This is a genomic window from Streptomyces sp. NPDC001941, assembly GCF_040296945.1.
Taxonomy (GTDB): Bacteria; Actinomycetota; Actinomycetes; order Streptomycetales; family Streptomycetaceae; genus Streptomyces.
Map to the genome: position 1 here is coordinate 1 of NZ_JBEOYE010000135.1, position 19,857 is coordinate 19,857.

Here is a 19,857-nt window from a genome sequence, read left to right on the forward strand (position 1 = left end):
GGTTCGGCTACCCGTCGGCGGACAAGGTGTCGCTGGCCTCCCTGGAGGAGGTGGCGACGCTGGACACCCGGGGCGGCGAGGAGGTGCTGCACGGGCCTCGTTGATGACGGCCACGGCCTTCTCCCGCTGCTCGGGAGTGCCGGTCTTCCAGACCTGGCCGAACGCCTCCATCAGGCCGAACCCGGCCTGCCGGATCTCGTTCACGGCCTCCCAGTCGACGCCGCGCCCGGCGGCCTCCCACGGGGCCTCCGGCCCCGACTCGGCCTCGGTGCGGCCGGCGTCCGTGAGCGTGAACAGCTTCTTGCCGCCCTCGCTCTCGCTGGAGATCAGGCCCTCGTCCTCCAGCAGCTGGAGGGTGGGGTAGACCGAGCCCGGGCTGGGCTTCCACGCCCCGCCGCTGCGCTCGCCGATCTCCTGGATCATCTCGTACCCGTGCATCGGGCGGTCCTTCAGCAGCGCCAGGATCGAGGCGCGCACGTCACCGCGCCGCGCCCTCCCCCGGCCGGGGCCGCCTCCGCGGCCACCACGGCCGCCGAACGGCCCTCCACCGAACCCGCCGCCCGGGCCGAAACCGGGACCGAAGGGCCCGAAGGCGGCACGCCGCCCTTCGAAGTCGCCCCGACCCCGATGTCCGGGCCCGAAGTGACCACCGTGACCGCGGCCCTCGGGGCCGCTGAACTGCTCGTATCCGTCTCCGTGTGAACGCATCGCTACGCTCCTTCCATCGTTGATCTGTCGCGATGCCTCAACGATATATCGGAATACTTCGTTTGACAACACTCCCTCCAGACCGTGCCACCCGGGCGCCCCGAAAAGAGCCGCACACGACGCATCACACCCGAAAGGAGTCCAGTTCTCCGCGATTGGCCTTGGCCCGCCCCCGAGCGGCCCTCGTACGGTCGAGGCATGCGGATACGAATCGTCGACGCCTTCACCGACCGGCCCTTCTCGGGCAACCCCGCCGGGGTCGTCCTCCTGGACGCCTTCCCGGACGACACCTGGCTGCGGAACGTCGCCCGCGAGGTCAACCTCTCCGAGACCGCCTTCGCCCACCCCCTCCCCGAGGGCGGCGAGGCGGACTGGGCGCTGCGCTGGTTCACCCCGGCGACCGAGGTCGACATGTGCGGCCACGCCACGCTCGCCACCGCCCACGTGCTGCGCGAGACCGGCCGCGCCACCGGCCCCGTGCGCTTCGCCGCCCGCTGCGGACTGCTCGGCGCCACCGCCCACGAGGACGGCACCGTCACCCTGGACTTCCCCACGTCCGCCCTCACCCCGGTCAAGGCGCCGGACGGACTCGCGGAGGCACTCGGCGCGCCCGTGCTCTCGGTGCACGACACCGCCGCCCACATCGGCGACCTGGTCGTGGAGGTGGCCGACGAGGCGACCGTTCGCGGCATCGCCCCCGACCTGGCGGCCCTGGCCGGCCTGGCGGAGCGGGGCACCATCGTCACCGCGGCGGCCGAGGACCCGGCCCGCGGCTACGACTTCGTCTCGCGCGGCTTCTTCCCGGCCGTCGGCATCGACGAGGACCCGGTCACCGGCAGCGCGCACACCGCCCTCGCCCCGTTCTGGTCGGCCCGCCTGGGCCGTACGGAGCTGACGGGCTTGCAGGGCGGCGCGCGCACGGGCCTGGTGCGCACCTCGCTGCACGGCGAGCGCACGCTGCTGACCGGGCACGCGGTGACGGTCATCGAGGGCGAGCTGCGGGCCTGAGCCACGGGGTACGCGGAGTGCGCGAGACACCCGGAGCACACGGAAAGCACGGGAGGGGACGCGCGGCACACCCGCACGTCCCCTCCTCTGGGGTGGGACCACATGTGGCCCCACCCCACAACGGCCCCACCCGTCCTACAGGGTGGGCAGCCAGCCCACCTTCCCCGCGAGCAGCGCGTACCCGACGAACGCGCCGACGTCGAGCAGGGTGTGCGCGACGACCAGCGGCCCCACCCGCCCCCACCTGCGGTAGAGCAGCACGAAGACGACGCCCATCACCATGTTGCCGATGAACCCGCCGATGCCCTGGTAGAGGTGGTACGAACCGCGCAGCACCGCGCTCGCCACCAGCGCCGCCACCGGGCTCCACCCCAGCTGCCCGAGCCTGCGCAGCAGGTAGCCGACGACGATGACCTCCTCCAGGACGGAGTTCTGGAGCGCCGACAGCACGAGCACGGGGTACTTCCACCACACCTCGGGCAGCGACTCCGGCACCACGGTGAGGTTGAAGCCACCGGCCCGCGCCACCAGGTAGAAGGCGAGCCCGGCGCTGCCGATCCCGGCGGCCACCAGGGCGCCCCTGCCCAGGTCGGGCCAGGGCCGGGTGCGGTCGAAGCCCAGCGTGCGCAGGCCCGCGGGCTTCCCCGGGCCCTCCGTCGCACGCAGCCCCGCGCGCTCGCGCAGCAGGAAGTGCGCGACGAGCAGTACCGGGACCAGCGCGGTGGCGATGCCGAAGAGCTGCCAGGCCAGGTCGAGCCAGGGCCGTCCCGGGGCGTAGGAGCTGTTGAGGTTGGCGGCCTGGTCCTTGAGCCCGCCGGGACGGGTGAGCGATCCGATGAAGCTGATCAGCGACGACACACCGCTCGCGCCCAGCGACAGGGCCAGGACCAGCAGGGTTTCGGTGCCCAGGGTCCTGCGGTCCGGTCCCGCCCCGGCCGGGGTGCCCGCTGCGGGCACCACCCCGACCGGCTCCACGTCGTCGCGCACGCCTGCCTCCAACTCGGCCGTCGCCACTTCGGCCGCGAAGTGGGAGGTCCCAGCTTGCCCGACGATCACGCCGGGGACGACGGCAGGCCCCGCCGAAACGCCCTACGCGCGCTCGGGCGGCGGGAACCCCACCGGCCAGGTGTGCACGGGCTCGCCCCGGTGCATCAGCTCGCTGTAGCGCCGGGTCATCGCGGCCAGCGCGGCCTCCCGCTCCAGACCCGCCTCCACGGCCCGGTGGTAGGTCTCCACCTGCCAGGACGCCCCGTTGACCCGGCGCCGGCAGCGCTCCTCGATGATCCCGAGGTAGAGGTCGCGGTCGGCGGGCTCGATGTTCCACGCGTCGAGCCCGGCCGCGGCGAGCGGCAGCAGTTCGTCGCGTACGAGCTTCACCGCGGGCACCTTGGTGATGCCGCCGGTGCGTCCCGGGCGCGGCCAGCGCAGTTCGGCGTCGATGCCGTGCCGGCAGGCCGTGTCGAAGTTGTCGGCGGCGACCTCGAAGGGCAGCCGCTTCCACACCGGCCGCGGCTCGTCGGCCAGGGCCCGCACCAGTCCGTAGTAGAAGGCGGCGTTGGCGACGACGTCGGCGACGGTGGGTCCGGCGGGCAGCACCCGGTTCTCCACCCTGAGGTGCGGGACGCCGTCCACGACCCCGTACACCGGGCGGTTCCAGCGGTAGACCGTGCCGTTGTGCAGGACGAGTTCCTTCAGCTGCGGGACCTCGCCGTCGTCGAGCACCCGCAGCGGGTCCTCCTCGTCGCACAGCGGCAGCAGCGCCGGGAAGTAGCGCAGGTTCTCCTCGAAGAGCTCGTACGCGGAGTCCACCCAGCGCTCGCCGAACCAGGTCCGCGGGCGCACCCCCTGCGCCTGCAGTTCGGGCGGCCGGGTGTCGGTGGCCTGCTGGAACAGCGGCGGGCGGGACTCGCGCCACAGCTCGCGGCCGAAGAGGAAGGGCGCGTTGGCGCCGACGGCGATCTGCACGGCGGCCACGGCCTGCGCGGCGTTCCACACGTCGCTGAAGCGGCCGGGGGTGACCTGGAGGTGCAGTTGTACGGAGGTGCAGGCCGCCTCCGGCACGATCGAGGAGGAGGTGCAGGTCAGCCGCTCGACGCCGTCGATGTCGAGGACGAAGTCCTCGCCCCGGGCGGCCACGATCTGGTCGTTGAGCAGCGCGTAGCGGTCGACGTCGGAGAGGTTGCCGGAGACCAGGTCGCGCTGCTGGAGGGTCGGCAGAATTCCGATCATGACGATCCCGGCGTCCAGCTCCGCGGATTTGCGGTGGGCATATCCCAGACCGGTGCGCAGTTCCTCCGCGAGCTGGTCGAATACGCGTCGCTCCAGCCGGTGTGGAGCGATGTTCACCTCGATGTTGAACATCCCGAGCTCGGTCTGGAAATCCTTGCTCGCTATTCGCTCCAGCACCTCCGCATTCATCATGCGGGGCAGCCCGTCGGAGCCCGCCAGATTCAACTCGATCTCCAGCCCCAGGAGATTCCTGGGCCGGTCGAACGACTTCTGCGCCAGGAGGCGCCCCAGCCCGGCCAGGCACTGCTGGAGCTTCCTGCGGTAGCGCTGGCGATCGGACAGGTCGAACCCGCCTGCCACGACCTTCTCCCCCATCGGAGCGTCCCTCCTCGAACGGGCGGTGCGCGGCTTCGGCCGCTCGCGTCACGGACGATAATGCCCAGCCGGACTGATCCGTAACGCCCGTGCGCCGAGTGCGCGCCGGGTAGTCTGGACACGGCGGGCACCCGGCACATTCCGATGGCATGGGCGGTGTGCGGTTACTCCCGCCCGAGGCGTGGTCAAAAACGCCGACGAGATCCGGCCGTCCGGTTGCACGGTGAATCCGCTGGCCAGGACGGGCCGTTCACGAATGAACTACAGGAACTCCGCATAAGCGCGGCTGAATTTCGCCTTGCCCGCAATACCGGCGACAGCTAGCAGAAACACTGTGTGAACACACGTCGTATAAACTCCGCGAACGAGGCAGAGACTTGGCGTCCGGCACCGGCTCCCCGACCCCCCTCTGGCCCGTAGCTGACAGCGCCGTCCGCACTCCCCCGTACGCCCCCCGCATCACCGTGTCTCCTGAGTGAGAGGCGACCCATCATGCCGCTGCACGTGCCCCCGGCCCCCCTGCCCGCCCTCCGCAGCCTGAACGTGGCCCTCGGGTCCCCCACGGCGGTCCGCGACGCCCGCACCCCCGCCCTGCGCACCGCCCCCGGCCCCCTGAGCCCCGAACACCCGCTGCCCGTACACGTCCTGGACCAGGTGGCCCCCGGCGGCACGGCACCGCTGACCCGGCTGACCGGCTGGCGCTTCCTGGTGGCCGCGGGCGACCGGGCCGTGGCGGCGGCCGACACCATGCTCACCCCCGACGGCTGGTCGTTCTCCCGCTTCTTCGAGGGCCCCTACGTCCCGTCCACCGAGCGCGCCCTGCGCCAGGCCGAGGCCGTCAAGGGCCACTGGCAGCCGCGCCTGCTCTCCGTGCCCGAGCTGTACATGCTGACGCTGTGGCTGCACGGCGACACCGACGCCGACCCCGCCACCGGCACCCCGGCCCCCGACGACCTGCTGATCCCGCTGGCCCCCGCGCCGCCCGGGATCGCCGCGCACCACCCGCACCCGGTCGCCGACCTGCTGCCGCTGCTCACCCTGCGGCTGGCGCCCGCGCCCCTGCTCGGTTCCCCCGCCTGAGCAGCGCGCCCCTTTCCGTACGGCCGTGCCCCGCGTCCCCGCCGGACGCGGGGCACACGGCTGCCCGGGAGCCGGTTGCCCCATCCGGACTAGCCCACTAGGGCCACCCCGAACCACCCGAAGGGACAGTGCAGTTGAGCTGAACCGTCCGCGCGGGTGATACGTCCTTAGGCTGTAGGAAGAGCTGCCGTGAAATCCCTGCGGATTGACGCCCGTGGGGCAACACTGGGACGGACCACAATCAACGGGGGGCGGCATGAACACCGCATCGAGCCGCAGGACACTCACTTCCACGCAGCGAAAGAACCCATCCATGTGCCAGCACCAGCCAGCCTGTCCGACTGCCCACTCCGCCGACCGGGAGGCCGCCCGACTCGTGGCGCACCACCCTGAGCAGGGCTGGAGCCTGCTGTGCAACGGGGTCCTCCTCTTCGAGGACACCGGGGAGCTGCTGCCCGACGGGCAGATCATCGCCCCGCACCGGCCGCTGACGACCGGTCAGATCGTCACGGCGGCCTGAGGGCGCCCGCCGCGGCCCGCGCCGCGGCACCGAAAGACCGAGGGCCGGCCGGAGTCAACTCCGTACCGGCCCTCACTGATGACCACCCGCCGTAGATGCCCTACGCCCATCGGCGTACGGCAACCGGCGTACTCAGTTGTCGTACTCGTCCAGGGGCGGGCACGAGCACACCAGGTTGCGGTCGCCGAAGGCGCCGTCGATGCGCCGCACCGGCGGCCAGTACTTGTCCGCCGCCGACACCCCGGCCGGGAAGACGGCCTCCTCGCGGGTGTACGCGTGGTCCCAGTCACCGCCCAGCGCCGCCGCCGTGTGCGGGGCGTTCGCCAGCGGGTTGTCGTCGGCCGGCCAGGCGCCGGAGCCGACCTTCTCGATCTCGCCGCGGATCGCGATCATCGCGTCGCAGAACCGGTCGATCTCGTGCAGGTCCTCGGACTCGGTCGGCTCGATCATCAGCGTGCCGGCCACCGGGAACGACATCGTCGGCGCGTGGAATCCGTAGTCGATCAGGCGCTTGGCGATGTCGTCGACACTGACGCCGGTCGCCTTCGCCAGCGGGCGCAGGTCCACGATGCACTCGTGGGCGACCAGCCCGGCCGGCCCGGTGTAGAGCACCGGGTAGTGCGGCTCCAGGCGCTTGGCGATGTAGTTGGCCGCGAGCACCGCCACCTGCGTCGCCCGCTTCAGGCCCTCGCCGCCCATCAGGCGCACGTACGCCCACGAGATCGGCAGGATGCCGGCCGAGCCCCACGGGGCGGCCGAGATCGGTCCGACGCCCGTCTCCGGGCCCGCGGTGGGCTGCAGCGGGTGGTTGGGCAGGTACGGCGCCAGGTGCTCGCGCACCCCGACCGGGCCGACGCCCGGGCCGCCGCCGCCGTGCGGGATGCAGAAGGTCTTGTGCAGGTTCAGGTGCGAGACGTCGCCGCCGAACTTGCCCGGCTTGGCCAGCCCGACCAGCGCGTTCAGGTTCGCGCCGTCCACGTAGACCTGGCCGCCCGCCTCGTGCACCTGCCCGCAGATGTCCGCCACGTGCTCCTCGAACACGCCGTGCGTGGAGGGGTACGTGATCATCAGCACGGCCAGCTCGTCGCGGTACTGCTCGATCTTGGCCCGCAGGTCCTCGACGTCGACCTCGCCGTCGTCGGCGGTCTTCACGACCACGACCTTCATCCCGGCCATCACCGCGCTGGCGGCGTTGGTGCCGTGCGCGGAGGACGGGATCAGGCAGATGGTGCGCTGCGCGTCGCCGTTGGCCCGGTGGTAGGCGCGCACGGCGAGCAGGCCCGCCAGCTCGCCCTGGGAACCGGCGTTGGGCTGGATGGACACCTTGTCGTAGCCGGTGACCTCGGAGAGACGTTCCTCCAGCTCGCGGATGAGCGTCAGGTAGCCCTGCGCCTGCTCCACCGGGGCGAAGGGGTGGATCTGGCCGAACTCGGGCCAGGTCACCGGCTCCATCTCGGTGGTCGCGTTCAGCTTCATGGTGCAGGAGCCGAGCGGGATCATGCCGCGGTCCAGCGCGTAGTCCCGGTCCGCCAGACGGCGCAGGTAGCGCAGCATCGCGGTCTCGGAGCGGTGCGCGTGGAAGACCGGGTGGGTCAGGTACGCGTCGGTGCGCAGCAGGTCATCGGGCAGCGCGTCGGCGGTGGTGGCGTCCAGCGCCTCCACGTCCCCGCCCACGCCGAAGGCGGCCCAGACGGCGGCCAGCTGCGCGCGCGTGGTGGTCTCGTCGCAGGCGATCGAGACGTGGTCGGCGTCGGCCAGGTGCAGGTTGACCCCGCCCTCGCGGGCCGCGGCCACGACCGCGGCGGCCCGGCCGGGCACCCGCGCGGTCAGCGTGTCGAAGTACGCGCCGTGCACGAGCTCCACGCCGCCCGCGGTCAGCCCGGCGGCCAGCAGCGAGGCGTAGCGGTGGGTGCGGCGCGCGATCGCCTTCAGGCCCTCGGGGCCGTGGTAGACGGCGTACATCCCGGCCATCACGGCGAGCAGCACCTGGGCGGTGCAGATGTTGCTGGTGGCCTTCTCGCGGCGGATGTGCTGCTCGCGCGTCTGCAGGGCCAGCCGGTACGCCTTGTTGCCGTCCGCGTCCACCGAGACGCCGACCAGGCGGCCGGGCAGGCTGCGGGCGAACGTGTCGCGCACCGCCATGTAGCCGGCGTGCGGGCCGCCGAAGCCCATCGGGACGCCGAAGCGCTGGGTGGTGCCGACCGCGATGTCCGCGCCGAGCTCACCCGGCGGGACCAGCAGCGTCAGGGCCAGCAGGTCGGCGGCGACGGTGACGACCGCGCCGAGCTCGTGGGCCGCGTCGATCAGCGGCTTGATGTCGCGCACCGCGCCGGAGGCACCGGGGTACTGCACCAGCACGCCGAACACGCCGCGCTCGGCGACCTCGGCCGGGATGCCCCCGCTCAGGTCGGCGACGACGACCTCGACCCCGGTGGGCTCGGCCCGGGTCCGGATCACGGCGACGGTCTGCGGCAGCGTGTCGGCGTCGACCAGGAAGACGCCGTTCTTGACCTTGCCGACCCGGCGCGCCAGCGACATGGCCTCGGCCGCGGCGGTGCTCTCGTCGAGCAGCGAGGCGCCGGAGGTGGGCAGCCCGGTCAGGTCGGCGACGACGGTCTGGAAGTTCAGCAGGGCCTCCAGACGGCCCTGGGAGATCTCCGGCTGGTAGGGCGTGTACGCGGTGTACCAGGCCGGGTTCTCCATCACGTTGCGCAGGATCACCGGAGGCGTGAACGTGCCGTAGTAGCCCAGGCCGATCATGGACCCGAGGACCTTGTTGCGGTCGGCCAGGGAGCGCAGCTCGGCCAGCACCTCGGCCTCGGTGCGCGCGGCGGGCAGGCCCAGCGCCCCGGCACTCTTGATCACGTCCGGCACCGCGGCGTCGGTGAGCTCGTCCAGCGAGCCGTAGCCGACCTGGGCGAGCATCTTCGCACGGGCCTCGGAGTCGGGGCCGATGTGCCGCTGCTCGAAGGGGATCCCCTGCTCGAGCTCGGAGAGCGGAATACGGTTGGCGGTCATGTACGGAGGCCTCCTGGTCGTCACGACCTGCGAGGGGCACCACGGCGCGGGTACCCGGACGGCCTCCCCCTCTGTCATCTCAACCTGAGAGCTTCACCGGCACGCCCGCTCACTGACGTCCCGGCTTTCACCGTCGGTGAGGGCGGAGGCCGTCGGCGCCCGCCCTGCTTTCCAGAGTGACCTCGTCCACGCGGTACCGGGTGCCTGAGAGATTCCGGGGAGGATTTGCTCCTTCGGCGCCCCCGGAAGTCTCTCCGGAGGGCTCTCCCGCGCGGGGTCAGCGGCCACTCGCCAGCCTACCAGCGAGGTACTCGGCCGATACCTCGCGCGTCTCTCAAGTGGCCGTGGTCCCCGATGTGCACTTTCGTAGGGATTGCAGATCAGTTGCGACCAGTTGGAGGGACCGTGCAGACCGACATCGATCCGCGCAGCCTGATCGGCCGCAAGGCGTTCGACCGCAACGGCACCAAGATCGGGACCGTGGACGAGGTGTACCTCGACGACGCCACCGGCATCCCGGAGTGGGCGGCCGTGCGCACGGGTCTGTTCAGCCGGGACGCCTTCGTCCCGCTGGAGCCGAGCGAGCTCGTCGACGAGACGCTCCAGGTCCCGTACGACCGCTCCCTGATCAAGGACGCCCCGGACTTCGGGGTGGGCCGCCATCTCTCCCCGGAACAGGAGCTCCAGCTCTACCGCCACTACGGCCTCGACCTCCCCACCCCCCACGAAGACCCACCCCCCTTCGGCAAGCAGGCGTGACCCCTGCGTTGTGGGCCCGACCACCACCCGGCACCAAGGGCCCCAAGGCCCGCACCCCAGGGCCGCCGCCTCATTCAACCCCCGCCCCCAGAGACACCCCCCTCCACCAACGGCAACGCCTCCCCCGCCTCCAGCGACGGATCGTCCACGGCGAACGTCCGCACCCTCCCCGGCACCCGGTCCCCCGGCACCTCGAAGCGCACGGTCACCCGCCCGAGCCCGCTCCCCTGCACCCACCCGGCCCCGTACTCCGCGTGCCGCACGTCGTGCCCGGCCAGCCACCGCCGCGCCGCCCCCTCCTCGGGCACCGCCTCGCCCCCGGCCGCCGGAGCAGCGGCCACCACCTCCACAGGGGCCTCCTCCACCGGTCCCGCCTCCGCCGCACCCCCCACCGCTGCCTGCGCGAACAGGTCCTCCTGCGTGAAGTCGGCCAGCCCGCTCACCCCCACCCCGAGCAGCCGCACCCCGCCCGTGGTGTCCACCGCCTCCAGCAGCCGCGCCGCCGCCTCCCGCACCACCGCGGGGTCGTCCGTGGGCCCCCGGAGCGTCTCGGACCGGGTGAGCGTGGAGAAGTCGTACCGGCGCACCTTCAGCACCACGGTCCGCCCCGAGCGCCCGGCCGCCCGCAGCCGCCCCACGCACCGGTCGGCCAGCCGCTCCACCTCCAGCCGCACCCGCACCCGGTCGTGCAGGTCCACGTCGAAGGTGTCCTCGACCGACACCGACTTGGCGTCCCGCTCGGCCACCACGGGCCGCTCGTCGTGCCCCAGGGCCATCCGGTACAGCGAGCCCCCGTGCGCCTTGCCGAGCAGCCGTACGAGCTCGTCCTCGCCCGCCTCCGCGAGGTCGGCGACCGTCGTCATCCCGGCCCGGCGCAGGTGCTCCCCGGTGGCGGGCCCGACGCCGGGCAGGATCCTTACGTTCTTGGGGCCGAGCAGCTCCCGCTCGGTGCCGGGCTCGATCACCACCAGCCCGTCCGGCTTGGCCTCCTCGGAAGCGATCTTGGCCAGCATCTTGGACCCGGCCAGCCCCACGGAGCCGCTCAGGCCCGTGACCGCCAGGATGTCCGCGCGCAGCCGCTCACCGGCCACCTGCGCCGAGGCGCTGCTGTCGGCGGCGCCCCCGGCCTCCAGGTCCACGAACGCCTCGTCCAGGCTCAGCGGCTCCACCAGCGGGGACAGCCGCCCGAGCAGCTCCATGACCTGCTCGCTGACCGCCCGGTAGAGCTGGAAGCGGGGCACCAGGTAGGCCGCGTTGGGCGCCAGGCGGCGCGCCTGGGCCATCGGCATGGCCGAGTGCACCCCGAAGCGCCGGGCCTCGTAGGAGGCGGTGGAGACGACGCCGCGCGGGCCCAGGCCGCCGACGACGACGGGTTTCCCGCGCAGGCTGGGCTTCGACGCCTGCTCCGCGGCGGCGAAGAAGGCGTCCATGTCCAGGTGCAGGATGGTCGGCGCGGCTCTCACGCGTCCGATGCTGCCCTACGCCACTGACAATCGGCCCGGACGCGCGTACGGACCCCGGCTCTTCACGCCCGGGGCCCGCGCGGAGGAGGGATCAGCCGGCCCGGTCTCGCCGGCGCCGCGCCAGTTCGTCGGAGGGGTTGTGGCCGACCAGGGTCTCCCCGGTGTCCACCCGCTCGCCGTGCAGCTGCGACAGCGCCGCCTCGACATCGCGCCAGACCACGCCCACGGCGATCCCGAAGATGCCCTGGCCGCCCTGGAGCAGGTCCACGACCTCGTCGGGCGAGGAGCACTCGTACACGGTCGCGCCGTCGCTCATCAGCGTCATGCGCTCCAGGTCCCGGAAGCCCCGCTCACGCAGGTGCTGGACGGCCGCCCGGATGTTCTGCAGCGCCACCCCGGTGTCGAGGAACCGCTTGACGATCTTCAGGACGACGACGTCCCGGAAGCTGTAGAGGCGCTGCGTCCCCGACCCGTACGCGGGCCGGACACTGGGCTCCACGAGCCCCGTGCGCGCCCAGTAGTCGAGCTGCCGGTAGGTGATCCCGGCCGCCGCGCAGGCGGTGGGTCCCCGGTAGCCCACGGTGTCGGAAGTGGGTTCGGCCGCACTGCCGTGAAGCGGGTACGGCCCGCTCGCCGCCGTACCGTCGCCGCTGCTCATCACGCCGACCCTCCGTCCTTGACCTGCCCACTCGACGGTAGGCAGTCACTCGGGGTGCGTCAACGATCGCCACACTCGGCACGCCGAGTGATAATCACCTTGAGAGTGGTTTCGCGTATCCCCACTCGGGGAAAGGCTAGTCGAATGCGCTGACGACACCCCGTCGTACGGGCCCCCGGGCCCGGGGGCCCGGGACGGTCACTGGCTGTTGGTGCCGAAGTCCTCGGGCGAGATCTGGTCGAGGAACTCGCGGAACTTCTCCACCTCGTCCTCCTGCTCGTCGGGGATCGCGATCCCCGCGTCGTCGAGGACGCCGTCACTTCCGTAGATCGGCGTCCCCGTGCGCAGTGCCAGCGCTATGGCGTCCGAGGGACGCGCGCTCACCTCGACCCCACTGGCGAAGACCAGCTCCGCGTAGAACACGCCCTCCCGCAGGTCGGTGATGCGGACCTCGGTCAGCTCCTGGCCCAGCGCCTCCAGCACGTCCTTGAACAGGTCGTGCGTCAGCGGCCTGGCCGGTGCCATGCCCTGCTGGGCGAAGGCGATGGAGGTGGCCTCCCCGGGGCCGATCCAGATGGGGAGGTACCGGTCGCCTCCCACTTCACGCAGGAGAACGATCGGCTGGTTGGAGGGCATTTCCACCCGGACACCCACGACGTCGAGCTCGTTCACACAGCAACCCTAGGACCTGCCCGACCGGTTTGGGTAGTCGGGCTCCCCCAAGATCAGTGCAACCGGACACCCAGCGACGTCTGCACCAGGGCCGAATGCAGCCGCACCGACAGCGACGCCAGCTCCCGCGCGGTGGCCTCCGCATGGGTCCTGGTCTGCGGATTGCGGTGCCTGCGCAGCGGCGCGACCACCTGTTCGATCAGCGAGGCCTCGCGCTCGGCGGCCGCCTTCACCGCCCGCAGATGGCGCGGTTCCAGACCGAATCTCCCCAGATCCGCGACAAGTTTCGCGACGGTGACCGCCTCCGCGTCGTAACCGCCCTCGGGATCCGGCGCGATCAGGCCGTACGACTCCCACTCGGCGAGCTCCTCCTCGCTCACCTCGGCGGCGGCGAGCAGCTCGGACTTGCCGACCCGTGCGGCCGTCGGCCGTTCGGGTACGGCTTCCCACCTGGCGGCCGGCAGATCGCGCGGCCCGCTCGGTGCCGGCAGCTGCACCTGCTCGCCCCGGGCCTGTGCGTCCAGGTACTCACGGATCACCCGCAGCGGCAGGTAGTGGTCCCGCTGCAGGCGCAGGATCTGCGCCAGCCGCTCTATGTCACCGCCACTGAACTTGCGGTATCCCGACGGCGTGCGCCGCGGCTCCACGAGTCCCTCCGCCTCCAGGAAGCGGATCTTGGAGATGGTGACCTCGGGAAACTCGTCGCGCAGCTGGTTGAGCACCGTGCCGATGCTCACCAGCCGATCGCTCCCGGTGGCGGTGCCGGTTCCGGCACCGCCCGACGGCGTTCGCAGCATGGACCTTCCCTGGCCGGTCAGACGCCCCGCTGGCTCGCGTAGAACACCAGCCGGTACTTCCCGATCTGCACCTCGTCGCCGTTGTGCAGCGCGACCGAGTCGATCCGCTCACGGTTGACGTACGTGCCGTTGAGGCTGCCGACGTCCGCGACGGCGAACGAGCCGTCGGGCTGGCGGCGGAACTCCACGTGCCGACGCGACACCGTCACGTCGTCCAGGAAGATGTCGCTCTGCGGGTGGCGCCCGGCCGTGGTCAGCTCGCCGTCCAGGAGGAAGCGGCTGCCCGAGTTCGGACCGCGGCGCACCACCAGCAGGGCCGAGCCCAGCGGAAGCGCCTCCACGGCGGCCTGGGCCTCCGGCGACAGGGACGGCAGCGCCGTCTGGCCCGTCACCTCGGAGTCGTACGCCTCGAGGCCCGAGATCGAGATCGTCGACGTCGTCTCCGACGCGCGCTCCGCGGGGACGCCCCCGCGCAGCGGCGCACCACAGTTGGAGCAGAACCGGCTGTCCTCGGCGTTCCGGTGCCCGCACCTGCTACAAACCGGCATGGACGCACCCTCCTGCCGCGGCTGCCCTGCGTTGACCTGGGTCGCGTACGGGTCGGGGACAAACCCTCCACCCGTACTTGAGGTTGATGGTTCCCCGAAACCTATGCGGCCTGCACCGGCAGGGTCAACAGACGACGCGCCCTGTGCGCCGGAAATGTCGGAACCCTGTCCGCCGAGCTCGTCGCGGAAGAGCGGACGCTCGCCGCCCGCCTCCTCGCTCTGGCCGTGGCGCGGTGCGCGATGACGGTTGTTGCCGCCGTCCTCACGAGCGCTCTTGCCGAACAACTTCTGAAACAACTTCACGGGCGATTCCCCTTGACCGAAACAGACCCGCCCGTGGGGCAGGACGAACCCTGAATGAACACACCTGCCGACCCGGACATCTTCACAACGTCCGTATCCTCCGGACAGTTTCCACCACGCGACACCGTTGTGATGCGCCGACCCCCCGCAACCTCATGCCCGTGTCCCGACACGCGCATGCGCACCGCGCTCACTGGGATGACGACCGAGCGTAGTCAGGCCGCTGCGCAGGTCGCAAGGCATCCACGACGATCTTCGCGGACCGGGCCACGTCCACCGTGGCCTGCTCCTTCTCCAGCGTCTGCACCACACCCCCGGGGATGTTGAGCGCAGGCTCCAGATCCTGCGGCTTGCCGATGACCTTGAAGCGGTACGGCGCCGACACCTTCCGCCCGTCCACCTCGATGTCGCCTCCACTGCCGGAGAAGTACGAGTTCGCCGCCACCCGCACGTCATTGACCTGGATCGCCTCCGCACCGGCCGCGCGCAGCTCCTGGATCGCGTCCAGCAGCATGTCGGACTCCACGGAATTGGTCCCGTCGTTGATCGTGAGCGTGATCCCCGGCCCCTGGGCGGCCACCGTGCCCGCCAGGATCCCGAGCTGGCGCTCCTTCTCCAGCGTCTGCTTGCGCGCCTCCTCGGCCTGGTCCGAGCTGGTCTCCAGCTCGGTCCGCTGGTCCTCCAGACGCGCCTTCTCGTCTTCAAGACGTTTCGTACGGTCATCGAGTTCATCGAGGATGCGCACGAGATCTTCCTGACGCGCACCGCGCAGCGCACCGCTGTCACTCGTCGAGCGCACCTGGATGGCCAGCCCCAGGCCGAGGCCGAACAGCAGCAGCGCCACGATCAGCTGCGCGCGCGTGATGCGCGGCGGCCACAGGCCCGCCGCCAGCCGCTGCCGGCCCGTCATCGGCTCCTCGCCCGGACCCGACTCCTGCCGCGGGCCCTGCTCGCCCGCCCGGTTCTCCTCGCTCATCGGCCTCACGCCCGGAACACGTGGCGACGGATCGCCGCGGCGTTGGAGAAGATCCGGATGCCGAGCACGACCACCACACCGGTCGACAGCTGCGCGCCCACGCCCAGCTTGTCGCCCAGGAACACGATCAGTGCGGCCACCACCACGTTCGACAGGAACGACACCACGAAGACCTTGTCGACGAAGATCCCGTCGAGCATGGCCCGCAGGCCGCCGAACACGGCGTCGAGGGCGGCGACGACCGCGATCGGCAGATAGGGCTCGACCACCGCCGGAACCTCCGGCCGGACCAGTAGTCCGACCACGACTCCCACGACGAGGCCCAGTACGGCGATCAAGATGTGCCCTTCTCTTCGTCTGCCGGACCCCGCCCGTCGTCCTTCCCGGCGCCGGCGGTCCTCGGCTCTGCTGTACGTACGATCAGGCTCGGCGCGGCCGGCAACCGCACCTCGTCCTGCTCGGAGATGCTGGTACGGATCCCGAAGTTCTCCTGCAGCGCGTGCAGGTACTGCCCGTCGGCACTGTCCTGGAACGTGGTGCTCAACTTCTTGCCGTCACCCACCGCGAGGACCGTGTACGGCGGCACCAGCGGCTTGTTGTCGACCAGTATGGCGTCGCCCGCGGCCCGGATCGCCGACAGGGCCGTCAGCCGCTGTCCGTTGATCGAGACCGCCTCCGCGCCCGACTGCCACAGCCCGTTCACCACGCGCTGCATGTCCCGGTCGCGCACCCGCCCGGTGTCCGAGAAACCACTGCTCTCGCGCGGCCCCCCGCCACCGGAGTCCGCGTCCTTGGCGTCGTCCACGACCAGCTTCACACCCGGGCCGGACACCGCCGTGGCACCCGAGAGCAGCGCCACCAGCTCCGCCTGGTCGCCGCCGTGCTTCTCCAGCGCCTTGCGCTGCCGCTCGCCCACGTCACCGCGCAGCCGCTCGACGTCGCCCTCCAGCTTGTCCGCGGCCGAGGTCTCCGCCTCGATGCGGCTGATGAGCTCCTCGCGCTCCTTGGCCAGCACCGGTGCCGCTATCCGCGCCTGCGCCGCCCCGACCGTGACGACCGCGGCCGCGAGCACCAGACCGGCGGCGAGCCCCAGCTTGGCGCGGAGCGTACGCGGCAGCCTGCCGCCCTCCGCGTCCCTGCGGGCCGACGCCTCCGCGTAGCCGTCGTCCAGCGCGTGGTCCATCACGTTCGTCAGCAGCGACATCGACGCGTCGGGACGCGAGGGCGGGGAGCCGGTGCTCCGAACGGGGGGCTGCTGCGACATGCCGCACATCGTCGCACGTCGGGACGGCTACCGCCGAATGGCCCCACCGGTGTGCCGGAAGGCGCGCGAGAACGCCTCCCGGCACCCGGCCGGACACTCGCTAGTGGTGACCTGCGCTGTCCACGACCGCCGACCACTCGTCCAGCAGGGCCTGGGCCGACGCGTCGTCCGGCCCCTCGGCCCACAGATGGGTGACCGCCTCGGCCGGGTCCGGCAGCACCAGCACCCACCGGCCGTCCGCCTCGACCACCCGCACGCCGTCCGTGGTGTCCACCGACCGCTCGCCGGCCGCCTCCACCACGCGCCGCATCACCAGGCCCTTGACCGCCCAGGGCGTCGCCAGGTCCCGCTTCAGCACGTGCGCCCGCGGGATCCGCGCGTCGATCTGGCTCAGCGTGAGCTGCGTACGCGCCACCAGGCCGATCAGCCGCACGAAGGCGGCCGCGCCGTCGAAGACGCTGCTGAACTCCGGCACGATGAAACCGCCCCGGCCGTCCCCGCCGAAGATCGTCGTGTCCTGTCGGCCCACCCGCGTCAGGTCGTCCGGCGACGTCGTCGTCCAGTCCACCTGCGTCCCGTGGTACGCCGCCACCTGCTCGGCGATCCGCGTCGTCGTCACCGGCAGCGCCACCCGCCCGCTGCGACGCTCCGCCGCCACCAGGTCCAGCAGCACCAGCAGCGCCCGGTCGTCCTCGATGATCCGGCCCCGCTCGTCGACCAGCGACAGCCGCTCACCCACCGGGTCGAAGCGCACCCCGAAGGCCGCCCGCGCCGACGCGACGATCTCCCCCAGGCGCACCAGCCCCGCCCGTCGCGTGTCCGCCGACTCCGTGGGCCGCGCCTCGTCCAGACCCGGATTGATCGTCAGCGCATCCACCTGCAACCGGCCCAGCAGGCTCGGCAGCACCAGACCCGCACTGCCGTTGGACGCGTCCACGACGACCTTCAGGCCCGCCTCCGCGATCCCGCTGGTGTCCACGTTCCGCAGCAGCGAGCCGGTGTACGAGTCGAAGACGCTCGCCGGGAAGTGCAGGTCGCCGATCTCGCCCGGGAAGGCCCGCCGGTACTCCTGGCGCGCGTACACCCGGTCGAGCTTGCGCTGCCCGCCCTGCGACAGGTCCGCGCCGCGCTCGTCGAAGAACATGATGTCCACCGAGTCCGGCACGCCCGGCGAGGTCCTGATCATGATCCCGCCGGCGCTGCCGCGCGCCGTCTGCTGCCGGGCCACCGGCAGCGGCACGTTCTCCAGGTCGCGCACGTCGATGGCGCTGGCCTGGAGCGCCGAGATCACCGCCCGCTTCAGCGCCCGCGCACCACGGGAGTGGTCACGCGCCGTGGTGACGGTCGACCCCTTCTTCAGGGTCGTCGCGTACGCCCCCGCCAGCCGCACCGCCAGCTCCGGCGTGATCTCCACGTTCAGGATGCCGGTCACCCCGCGCGCCCCGAACAGGTGCGCCTGGCCGCGCGACTCCCAGATGACCGAGGTGTTGACGAAGGCGCCGGCCTCGATGGTCTTGAAGGGATAGACCCGTACGTTGCCCTGGATGATCGATTCCTCACCGACCAGGCACTCGTCGCCGATGACCGCGCCGTCCTCGATCCGGGCGGAACGCATGATGTCGGTGTTCTTGCCGACCACACAGCCGCGCAGATTGCTGTGAGGCCCGATGTACACGTTGTCGTGGACAACGGCCTTGTGCAGGAAGGCGCCGCTCTTCACCACCACGTTGGACCCGACGACGGTGTGCTCGCGGATCTCGACACCGGCCTCGACCTTGGCGTAGTCCCCGATGTACAGCGGCCCGCGCAGCACCGCGTCCGGGTGCACGTCGGCACCCTCGGCCACCCACACCCCTGGGGAGATCTCGAAGCCGTCGATGTCGACCTCGACCTTGCCCTCCAGGACGTCGGCCTGGGCCTTCACATAGCTCTCGTGGGTGCCCACGTCCTCCCAGTAGCCCTCGGCGACATAGCCGTAGATCGGCTTGCCCTCCTTCATGAGCTGCGGGAAGACGTCACCTGACCAGTCGACGGGCACATCGGCCTCGACGTAGTCGAAGACCTCCGGCTCCATGACGTAGATGCCGGTGTTCACGGTGTCGGAGAAGACCTGGCCCCAGGTGGGCTTCTCGAGGAAGCGCTCGACCTTTCCGTCCTCGTCGACGATGGTGATGCCGAATTCCAGCGGATTCGGCACCCTCGTCAGACATACGGTGACAAGGGCGCCCTTTTCCTTGTGAAAGGCAATGAGGTCGGTCAGGTCGAAATCGGTGAGGGCATCGCCGGAGATGACGAGAAACGCATCGTCCTTCAACGCCTCCTCGGCGTTCTTGACGCTCCCCGCCGTACCGAGTGGCTTCTCCTCATTCGCGTACGTGAGCTCCATGCCGAGCTCCTCGCCGTCACCGAAGTAGTTCTTCACCAGTGAGGCGAGGAACTGCACGGTGACGACGGTCTCGCTGAGCCCGTGCCGCTTGAGCAGCCGCAGGACATGCTCCATGATCGGGCGGTTCGCCACGGGCAGGAGCGGTTTGGGCATGCTTGAGGTCATGGGGCGAAGGCGGGTTCCTTCGCCACCGGCCATCACGACGGCCTTCATGTCGGAAGCGTCCTCCTCGAAGAGACGACGGTCCGGCCGATTTCACCCGCTCAGGCCCTCATCGTCGCGACGCTCGCCGACGGGCTCAATCAGCCGCGGTATCCGCCTTGACCAATCGGCGGACCTGGACCACGTAGAGGATCCCTGCCCACCAGTACAGAGTTGTACCCCATCCTGCGAACGCCCATCCGAAAACTTGCGCCAGGGACGCCAGCCACGAGTCCCCGTCGCTGAGTAGCAGGAGCGGGAAGGCGTACATCAGGTTGAAGGTGGCCGCCTTGCCGAGGAAGTTCACCTGCGGCGGCGGATAGCCGTGCCGGCGGAGGATTCCCACCATCACCAGCAGCATCAGCTCACGGGCCAAAAGCGCCGCGGTGAGCCAGAGCGGCAGGATCTCGCGCCAGGTGAGGCCGACCAGGGTGGAAAGGATGTACAGCCGGTCGGCGGCGGGGTCGAGGAGCCGGCCCAGGCTGCTGATCTGGTTCCAGCGCCGGGCGAGCTTGCCGTCGAGATAGTCACTGATGCCGCTCAGCATCAGCACCAGCAACGCCCAGCCATCGCTGTTGGGCCCATCGAACACGGGGCGGAGAATCAGCCACAGGAAGAGGGGCACGCCGACCAGGCGGGCCATGCTGAGGATGTTGGGGATGGTGAGGACCCGGTCCGTCTGAACTCGGGTCTCCTGGACCTCCACCCGGGGGCCTCCTGTGGGGAACGTACCTACGATGTGCCCCATGACCTTACCCTCAGCGACACCCCACGGGCACACAGGGGGTCCCGTGCCCTGAACGCAAAAATGCCTCAACCCCCACACCATTACTGGTGTGGGGGTTGAGGCTAAAAAAAGTTCGGCGGCGTCCTACTCTCCCACAGGGTCCCC

Annotated in this window: 17 protein-coding genes, 1 pseudogene and 1 riboswitch; of the genes and pseudogenes, 4 read left to right on the forward strand and 14 right to left on the reverse strand. The window is 71.2% G+C overall.

The window, feature by feature from the left end; translation table 11 throughout:
• Positions 1-90: 90 nt before the first annotated feature.
• Positions 91-708 (reverse strand): annotated as a pseudogene (locus ABT160_RS42990) (PadR family transcriptional regulator); the annotation flags it as partial.
• A 198-nt stretch (positions 709-906) separates the two neighbouring features.
• Here ABT160_RS42990 and ABT160_RS42995 point away from each other — a divergent pair.
• Positions 907-1,716 carry a PhzF family phenazine biosynthesis protein gene (locus ABT160_RS42995; protein WP_351654664.1) on the forward strand — a complete coding sequence of 270 codons (810 nt, stop codon included), beginning with the start codon at positions 907-909 and terminating at the stop codon, positions 1,714-1,716.
• Positions 1,717-1,851: 135 nt separating this feature from the next.
• Here ABT160_RS42995 and ABT160_RS43000 read toward each other — a convergent pair whose 3' ends face one another.
• Both ABT160_RS43000 and ABT160_RS43005 read right to left on the reverse strand, forming a co-directional pair.
• Positions 1,852-2,703 (reverse strand): CPBP family intramembrane glutamic endopeptidase, encoded by an 852-nt coding sequence (locus tag ABT160_RS43000; RefSeq protein ID WP_502984405.1) that lies wholly within the window; start codon positions 2,701-2,703, stop codon positions 1,852-1,854.
• A gap of 102 nt (positions 2,704-2,805) precedes the next feature.
• Complete coding sequence (locus ABT160_RS43005; protein ID WP_351654666.1) at positions 2,806-4,320, reverse strand: glutamate-cysteine ligase family protein; 1,515 nt, start codon at positions 4,318-4,320, stop codon at positions 2,806-2,808.
• A gap of 492 nt (positions 4,321-4,812) precedes the next feature.
• Here ABT160_RS43005 and ABT160_RS43010 point away from each other — a divergent pair, with 492 nt between their 5' ends.
• Together ABT160_RS43010 and ABT160_RS43015 are read left to right on the forward strand one after the other, a co-directional pair.
• Positions 4,813-5,400 carry a hypothetical protein gene (locus ABT160_RS43010; protein ID WP_351654669.1) on the forward strand — a complete coding sequence of 196 codons (588 nt, stop codon included), beginning with the start codon at positions 4,813-4,815 and terminating at the stop codon, positions 5,398-5,400.
• A 313-nt stretch (positions 5,401-5,713) separates the two neighbouring features.
• Positions 5,714-5,920 (forward strand): DUF5999 family protein, encoded by a 207-nt coding sequence (locus ABT160_RS43015; RefSeq protein WP_351654672.1) that lies wholly within the window; start codon positions 5,714-5,716, stop codon positions 5,918-5,920.
• 132 nt (positions 5,921-6,052) lie between these two features.
• On the opposite strand, the gene gcvP is transcribed toward ABT160_RS43015, so the two are convergent.
• Positions 6,053-8,938: an aminomethyl-transferring glycine dehydrogenase gene (gene gcvP, locus ABT160_RS43020; RefSeq protein ID WP_351654675.1), complete on the reverse strand. Its 2,886-nt coding sequence runs from the start codon at positions 8,936-8,938 to the stop codon at positions 6,053-6,055.
• Between the two features lie 181 nt (positions 8,939-9,119).
• Positions 9,120-9,218, reverse strand: a riboswitch (glycine riboswitch).
• 74 nt (positions 9,219-9,292) lie between these two features.
• On the opposite strand from gcvP, the gene ABT160_RS43025 reads away from it, so the two are divergent.
• Positions 9,293-9,697 (forward strand): PRC-barrel domain-containing protein, encoded by a 405-nt coding sequence (locus ABT160_RS43025; protein ID WP_351654678.1) that lies wholly within the window; start codon positions 9,293-9,295, stop codon positions 9,695-9,697.
• A gap of 74 nt (positions 9,698-9,771) precedes the next feature.
• Here ABT160_RS43025 and ABT160_RS43030 read toward each other — a convergent pair whose 3' ends face one another.
• The 10 genes from ABT160_RS43030 to clsA all read right to left on the reverse strand — a co-directional run bounded on the left by ABT160_RS43030 (position 9,772) and on the right by clsA (position 19,671).
• Positions 9,772-11,160 (reverse strand): DNA polymerase IV, encoded by a 1,389-nt coding sequence (locus tag ABT160_RS43030; protein WP_351654681.1) that lies wholly within the window; start codon positions 11,158-11,160, stop codon positions 9,772-9,774.
• Between the two features lie 91 nt (positions 11,161-11,251).
• Positions 11,252-11,818 carry a MerR family transcriptional regulator gene (locus ABT160_RS43035; protein ID WP_502984406.1) on the reverse strand — a complete coding sequence of 189 codons (567 nt, stop codon included), beginning with the start codon at positions 11,816-11,818 and terminating at the stop codon, positions 11,252-11,254.
• 198 nt (positions 11,819-12,016) lie between these two features.
• Positions 12,017-12,490 (reverse strand): bifunctional nuclease family protein, encoded by a 474-nt coding sequence (locus ABT160_RS43040; RefSeq protein WP_351654686.1) that lies wholly within the window; start codon positions 12,488-12,490, stop codon positions 12,017-12,019.
• Between the two features lie 53 nt (positions 12,491-12,543).
• On the reverse strand, positions 12,544-13,287 hold the full coding sequence (gene ftsR, locus ABT160_RS43045) for a transcriptional regulator FtsR (protein ID WP_351654689.1): 744 nt from the start codon (positions 13,285-13,287) through the stop codon (positions 12,544-12,546).
• A gap of 17 nt (positions 13,288-13,304) precedes the next feature.
• Positions 13,305-14,246 carry a double zinc ribbon and FHA domain-containing protein gene (locus ABT160_RS43050; RefSeq protein WP_351654706.1) on the reverse strand — a complete coding sequence of 314 codons (942 nt, stop codon included), beginning with the start codon at positions 14,244-14,246 and terminating at the stop codon, positions 13,305-13,307.
• Positions 14,247-14,328: 82 nt separating this feature from the next.
• Positions 14,329-15,114 carry a DUF881 domain-containing protein gene (locus tag ABT160_RS43055; RefSeq protein WP_351654692.1) on the reverse strand — a complete coding sequence of 262 codons (786 nt, stop codon included), beginning with the start codon at positions 15,112-15,114 and terminating at the stop codon, positions 14,329-14,331.
• Positions 15,115-15,119: 5 nt separating this feature from the next.
• On the reverse strand, positions 15,120-15,452 hold the full coding sequence (locus tag ABT160_RS43060; protein ID WP_003970459.1) for a small basic family protein: 333 nt from the start codon (positions 15,450-15,452) through the stop codon (positions 15,120-15,122).
• On the reverse strand, positions 15,449-16,378 hold the full coding sequence (locus tag ABT160_RS43065; protein ID WP_351654695.1) for a DUF881 domain-containing protein: 930 nt from the start codon (positions 16,376-16,378) through the stop codon (positions 15,449-15,451). Before ABT160_RS43065 ends, ABT160_RS43060 begins: the two co-directional genes overlap by 4 nt.
• A 100-nt stretch (positions 16,379-16,478) precedes the next feature.
• Entirely contained in the window at positions 16,479-18,977 is a 2,499-nt protein-coding gene (locus ABT160_RS43070; RefSeq protein WP_351654697.1) for a sugar phosphate nucleotidyltransferase, read from the reverse strand.
• An 85-nt stretch (positions 18,978-19,062) separates the two neighbouring features.
• Entirely contained in the window at positions 19,063-19,671 is a 609-nt protein-coding gene (gene clsA, locus ABT160_RS43075; RefSeq protein WP_351654700.1) for a cardiolipin synthase ClsA, read from the reverse strand.
• Positions 19,672-19,857: the final 186 nt, after the last annotated feature.